Here is a 5,552-nt window from a genome sequence, read left to right on the forward strand (position 1 = left end):
GTACTATAGTGTATTATATTTATTAATGAATATAAAAATAACTATTTTTTAAAATAGTATTATTAAAGATTGACAATTTGTGAAAAATTTATTGAAATATATATCGTTGAGGCTCGATAGCTCAGTCGGTAGAGCAGAGGACTGAAAATCCTCGTGTCCCTGGTTCGATTCCTGGTCGAGCCACCAGGTAAGGGTTGTCTAAGACAACCCTTAATTAATTAACTAAGAATGGAATTGTTTAGTATAGAATTCATTAAAAATTATTAAGAATAAGTATGGTTAAAACTCTTTTCAAGGGTTTTTTTATTTTGCTTTTTTTAGTGATTTGTATTTTGCAAGTTAATGAATTTTATACAAAAGGTTATAAAAAACTTATAAAAAGTTTTATAAACAAACAATAAAGTATTAGATAACCCTTTACAAGTTATGGTATATGCTATATAATATAAATATATTTAATCATACCTTAAGTTTTCGTTAAGAATTATTTAAGAAGTACCTATTATAATATAGTGTATAAAGTATAAAAGGGGTGTTACAGTTTTGGAAAAGTTAATTTTATCAGATCAGGATTATGATTACTTGGCAAAAGGAATAGCTCTAGGAGCTGGAATAGGAATATTATTAGGGTTTTTTATTGATAATATTATATTAACTTTTTCAGCTGGATCAGTTATAGGTATAATATCAGCATTAGGATATTCTTTTTATAAAAATCTTAAGAGAAAACAAAGGTAAAATAGCTAATAAGTAAATTAATATAGATTCCCCAAAAAATTGTGTTTTAAATAAAGCTGTTACAGAAATGTAGCAGCTTTATTTTTAAAGTTTTAAATGAGATCCATCACAATATGGTGGGGTTTTAGTGTGATTACAAGCACATAATTTTGCTTTTCCAGTCTTTTTAGCTACAAAAGATAATGGGGTGAAGTCAGTTCCTATATGAGCACCATTGCAAAATGGAACATTAGAACTTTTTCCACATGCGCACCATAAATAAGTTTCATTTTCTTTAAGATCTACTAATATTGGAGTTTTCTTTGCAATTAAAGACTTGTCCATAATAACTTCTTCAGTAGGTTCTTTAAGAAGTTTATCATATTCTTTCTTTATCGCATCAGCTAAGCTTTGATCTTGCTTAGCAATATTAACTATGTACATTAGAATACTTCCAGGGAAGATAACGTCTTCTTGCAAATATGTAATTTCTAAAGATTTTCTAGCAAGGGATATTATACAATTGTCGTTATGTTCTAAATTACATTCTTTACATACTCGGCAGATACTTGCTATGCTTTTTGCAATAAGAGTTTTATTATATAATTTAGTATCGTTTTTGGGAATTAACTTTAAGCCATCTTCTATATGTTGATTTCCTTTTACCTTAGCAGTTTCTGCAGCATTTTTAGCAAAACCTATATTACATTTTAATGGTACGCATTCAGGGGTGTTATAAAATTTACATTCAAGGCAAATATCATTTAGATTTTCTTCGATTTTTTCATAAAAGTTCATTTGTATCCTCCTTTATTTAAGTTGAAATTATAAAGTTAATAACTTTAGTATTGTAATTGACACATTACAAGAAATATATATATATTATACCATAATTAGACATAAGAATAATGATTTAAAGAACTTAATAGAGTAAAGTAAGTTAATGGGTATAGTTTATAGTTAAACACTATATAGATGTATAAAGCCAAGATAAAATTAAGTTTAAGAAAATTTATGTTTATAAATAAAATAGATATAAAAATAATTAATGTATTGACTTAGAGTTAACTCTAACTAGTAGAATTATAATATAAATATTAGGAAGTAAGGAGAGAAAGATATGGGGAAAATTTTATATTTAATGAGACATGGACAAACATTATTTAATGCAAGAAGAAAGATACAAGGATTTTGTGATTCACCTCTTACAGAAGAAGGGATAAGACAAGCTAAGGTTGCAGGAGAATACTTCAAAGATATCGAAATTGATCATTATTATTCTTCAACTCAAGAAAGAGCTTGCGATACTTTAGAGATTATAACTGATAATAAGGTTCCATATGTAAGATTAAAAGGATTGAAGGAAATGAATTTTGGAAAGTTTGAGGGGGAGAGTGAAGACTTAAACCCTAAAGGACCAAAAGAGTATGAAACATTTTTTGTTTCCTATGGTGGTGAGTCTTCAAATGCTGTAAGAGATAGGATGGTAGAGACTTGTACAGAAATAATGGAAAAAGAAGATCATAAAGTCGTTTTAGCAGTATCTCATGGCGGTGCATGCTTTAACTTTTTAAAAGCATGGCAAGATCCTGCAGAGGAGCTTAAAAAGGGATTTCCCAATTGTAGTATTTTTAAGTTTGAATATCAAGATAAAAAGTTTAAGCTATTAGAGGTTATAAGACCAAAAATATAATTATAAAACATTAATTGATTGCATATATATAATACATAAATGAGCTCCTTAATCTATGTATATAGAAAATATTTCAAATTACTGTATAATAAAATTAGAAATACATATAGGAGGAGATAATATGATTAGACATATTGTATCTTGGAATTATAGAGAAGATCTATCGAAGGAAGAGAATTATAATAATGCTAAAAAAGTAAAGGAAGACTTAGAAGCATTAAAAGATAAAATAGAAGGAATAAAATTTATAAAAGTAATTATAGATCCTATAAAATCTTGTACTGCTGATGTTATTTTAATAAGTGAATTTGAAACTATGAAAGAATTAGATTGTTATCAAGTTCATGATGAGCATGTAAAAGTAGGAAAGTTTATACGGCTAATTTAACTAATAGGCAATGCATTGATTATGAGTTTTAAAATAAGTATAATAATACCCCTAGTAAAGTAGTTACTAGGGGTTAATTTATTAGAAATCAGATTGTCCTGTAGTTCTTGGGAATGGAATTACGTCTCTGATATTTGACATACCTGTAATATACATGATAAGTCTTTCAAAGCCTAATCCAAATCCAGCATGTTTAGTTTCTCCGTATTTTCTAAGTTCTAAATACCACCAATAGTCTTCTTCTTTAAGACCAAGTTCAGACATTCTCTTAGTTAATACATCTATTCTTTCTTCTCTTTGGCTTCCTCCGATAAGTTCTCCGATTCCTGGAACTAATAGGTCAGTTGCAGCAACTGTTTTTCCATCATCATTTAATCTCATATAGAAAGCTTTTATATCCTTTGGATAATCAGTTACAAAAACAGGTTTCTTAAAGTGTTCTTCAGTAAGATATCTTTCATGTTCTGTTTGTAAGTCAATTCCCCATTCTACTGGGTATTCAAACTTCTTATCAGCCTTCTTTAAGATTTCAACAGCTTCAGTATAAGTTACTTTACCAAAGTCAGATGAAACAACATGGTTTAATCTATCTAAGATACCTTTATCAATAAATTGGTTAAAGAATGCCATTTCTTCTGGACATTCAGCTAAAACATATTCTAAAACATATTTAAGCATATCTTCAGCTAATTCCATATCATCTTGTAAGTCAGCAAAAGCTATTTCAGGCTCTATCATCCAGAACTCAGCAGCATGTCTAGCTGTGTTTGAGTTTTCTGCCCTAAAAGTAGGTCCAAATGTATAGATGTTTCTAAATGCTAATGCGTAACATTCACCATTTAATTGTCCTGATACAGTAAGGTTAGTTTCTTTACCGAAGAAATCTTCCTTAAAGTCAATAGCTCCATCTTCAGTCTTTGGTACATTGTTCATATCTAAAGTAGTTACTCTAAACATTTCACCAGCACCTTCAGCATCACTTCCAGTTAAAATTGGTGTGTGAGTATATACAAATCCTCTTTCTTGGAAGAACTTGTGGATAGCATAAGCTGCTACTGAACGAACTCTGAATACAGCTGAAAAAGCATTGCTTCTTGGTCTTAAGTGAGCTATAGTTCTTAAATACTCAAAACTATGTCTCTTCTTTTGAAGAGGATAGTCTGAGTTAGATAATCCTTCTATTATTACTTCTTTAGCTTGAATTTCAAAAGGTTGCTTAGCTTCAGGAGTAGCAACTAAAGTTCCTACAACAGTTATTGATGAGCTAATAGGTAATTTAGAAACTTCCTTAAAGTTTTCAATTTTGTTATCAAAAACAACTTGAATATTCTTAAAGAAAGTACCATCATTTACTTCAATAAATCCAAAAGCGTTAGATGCTCTTAATGTTCTTATCCATCCAGAAATTTTAACTTCTTTAGATAAGTATTCTTCTTGATTTCTATAAAGAGATTTTACATAGATTACTTTACTCATTTTTTTTCCTCCTAGTTAAAATTATTTATAAAAAATTCTAAAGGTAATATGGCCTCAGATTTTTTCTTGCTAATTAAAAAAGTGTATAAAAAAACCTTTCATCCCCAAAAATAAGGGACGAAAGGATATTCGCGGTACCACCCAAATTGCTATAAATAGCCACTCATTAGACACATATAATGTCATTCAAGTAAATAACGGCTTGAATCCGTCTAAGTCTACTTAAGTAATAATAAAAATTAATCACTCTTTCGGTTAGAAACTCAGAGATGTTCTTCACTAAAGATTTCGTATAAGGCTTACACCATCCCTTATTCGCTAAGACTACCTTCAAATAGCTACTCTTCTCTTCACAGTAATAATATATACAGTTTATTAAGATTCTACATCAATTTACTAAGCTTTGCAACTTTTATTTATTTATTCAGTTCCACTTTCATAAGATGCAACTAATTGAGATGGAAAGTTTAACATCTGTGCATCTTTAACAATTCTCTTATATTCATACTCAATTTCTTTAAACTTTACATCTATATTTTTATCTTCATTTATATTTATTATACAGTAAGTAGCATTAGGTCTGCCTATTTTTGGTTTACCTACACTTCCTACATTTACAAATGTTTTATTATTAAATTTTTTATATGATGGAATATGGGTATGAGCACATACTAGAATGTCTTCTTCTAAGTTTTCCATAACTTTTTTAGTCTCATTACTATCTTCAAAAAGATATTCATTTATCCTATTAGGACTTCCATGAGTAAACTTAATCTTTACTCCGTTAATATCATAGTTTAGTTCTGCTGGTAATTCTGATAAGTAATATTTATTTGAAGCACGAACTTCTTCAGATGCCCAAGGCAATGCAAAGGAGTTAATGGAAGTATCTCTTATAAAGGTGAAAGCTCCATCGACTACAGAAGCATCGTAATTACCTTTTATGCAAGGTATTTCTCTTCTTTTAATTAGTGCTACTACCTCATTTGGATGAGGACCATATCCAACTAAGTCTCCAAGACAAACTACTAAATCAACTCTTTCATCATCTATATCCTCTAAAACCTTCATTAGTGCGTAAATATTCCCATGTATATCTGATATGGCAGCTATTTTCATAAGTAATCCTCCTTAATAAATATAATTAATTATAGCACTAGTAATTATTCATATAAATATATATGAGTGGTAACTTTTATTAAATTTTTATTTCTTTTTTGAAAGAAAAGTATTAGGATAAAGAAAAGAAGGTTTGTGAATAACTAATATAATATTCAC

Annotated in this window: 6 protein-coding genes, 1 tRNA gene and 1 other annotated feature; of the genes, 4 read left to right on the top strand and 3 right to left on the bottom strand. The window is 28.9% G+C overall.

Annotated elements, in window-relative coordinates:
* The first annotated feature begins 110 nt into the window (after positions 1 to 110).
* Positions 111 to 186 (top strand) — tRNA-Phe (locus E6248_RS12365).
* 357 nt (positions 187 to 543) lie between these two features.
* Complete coding sequence (locus tag E6248_RS12370) at positions 544 to 738, top strand: hypothetical protein (RefSeq protein WP_136008103.1); 195 nt, start codon at positions 544 to 546, stop codon at positions 736 to 738.
* Positions 739 to 822: 84 nt separating this feature from the next.
* Here the strand turns inward: E6248_RS12370 and E6248_RS12375 are convergent, their stop codons facing one another.
* Positions 823 to 1,515, bottom strand: coding sequence for a CDGSH iron-sulfur domain-containing protein (locus E6248_RS12375; protein ID WP_316341106.1), 693 nt, complete (start codon positions 1,513 to 1,515; stop codon positions 823 to 825).
* A gap of 322 nt (positions 1,516 to 1,837) precedes the next feature.
* Here E6248_RS12375 and E6248_RS12380 point away from each other — a divergent pair, with 322 nt between their 5' ends.
* Positions 1,838 to 2,410 (top strand): histidine phosphatase family protein, encoded by a 573-nt coding sequence (locus E6248_RS12380; RefSeq protein ID WP_316341107.1) that lies wholly within the window; start codon positions 1,838 to 1,840, stop codon positions 2,408 to 2,410.
* 121 nt (positions 2,411 to 2,531) lie between these two features.
* On the top strand, positions 2,532 to 2,798 hold the full coding sequence (locus E6248_RS12385; RefSeq protein WP_316341108.1) for a Dabb family protein: 267 nt from the start codon (positions 2,532 to 2,534) through the stop codon (positions 2,796 to 2,798).
* Between the two features lie 81 nt (positions 2,799 to 2,879).
* Here the strand turns inward: E6248_RS12385 and asnS are convergent, their stop codons facing one another.
* Positions 2,880 to 4,274 (bottom strand): asparagine--tRNA ligase, encoded by a 1,395-nt coding sequence (gene asnS, locus E6248_RS12390; RefSeq protein WP_316341109.1) that lies wholly within the window; start codon positions 4,272 to 4,274, stop codon positions 2,880 to 2,882.
* 110 nt (positions 4,275 to 4,384) lie between these two features.
* Positions 4,385 to 4,637, bottom strand: a binding site (T-box leader).
* 57 nt (positions 4,638 to 4,694) lie between these two features.
* The gene (locus tag E6248_RS12395; RefSeq protein ID WP_316341110.1) at positions 4,695 to 5,393 is read right to left on the bottom strand and encodes a metallophosphoesterase family protein; all 699 of its coding nucleotides are present in this window, start codon (positions 5,391 to 5,393) and stop codon (positions 4,695 to 4,697) included.
* Positions 5,394 to 5,552 lie beyond the last annotated feature (159 nt).

It is taken from the genome of Clostridium sp., from assembly GCF_032552055.1.
In the GTDB taxonomy this organism is placed as follows: domain Bacteria; phylum Bacillota; class Clostridia; order Clostridiales; family Clostridiaceae; genus Clostridium.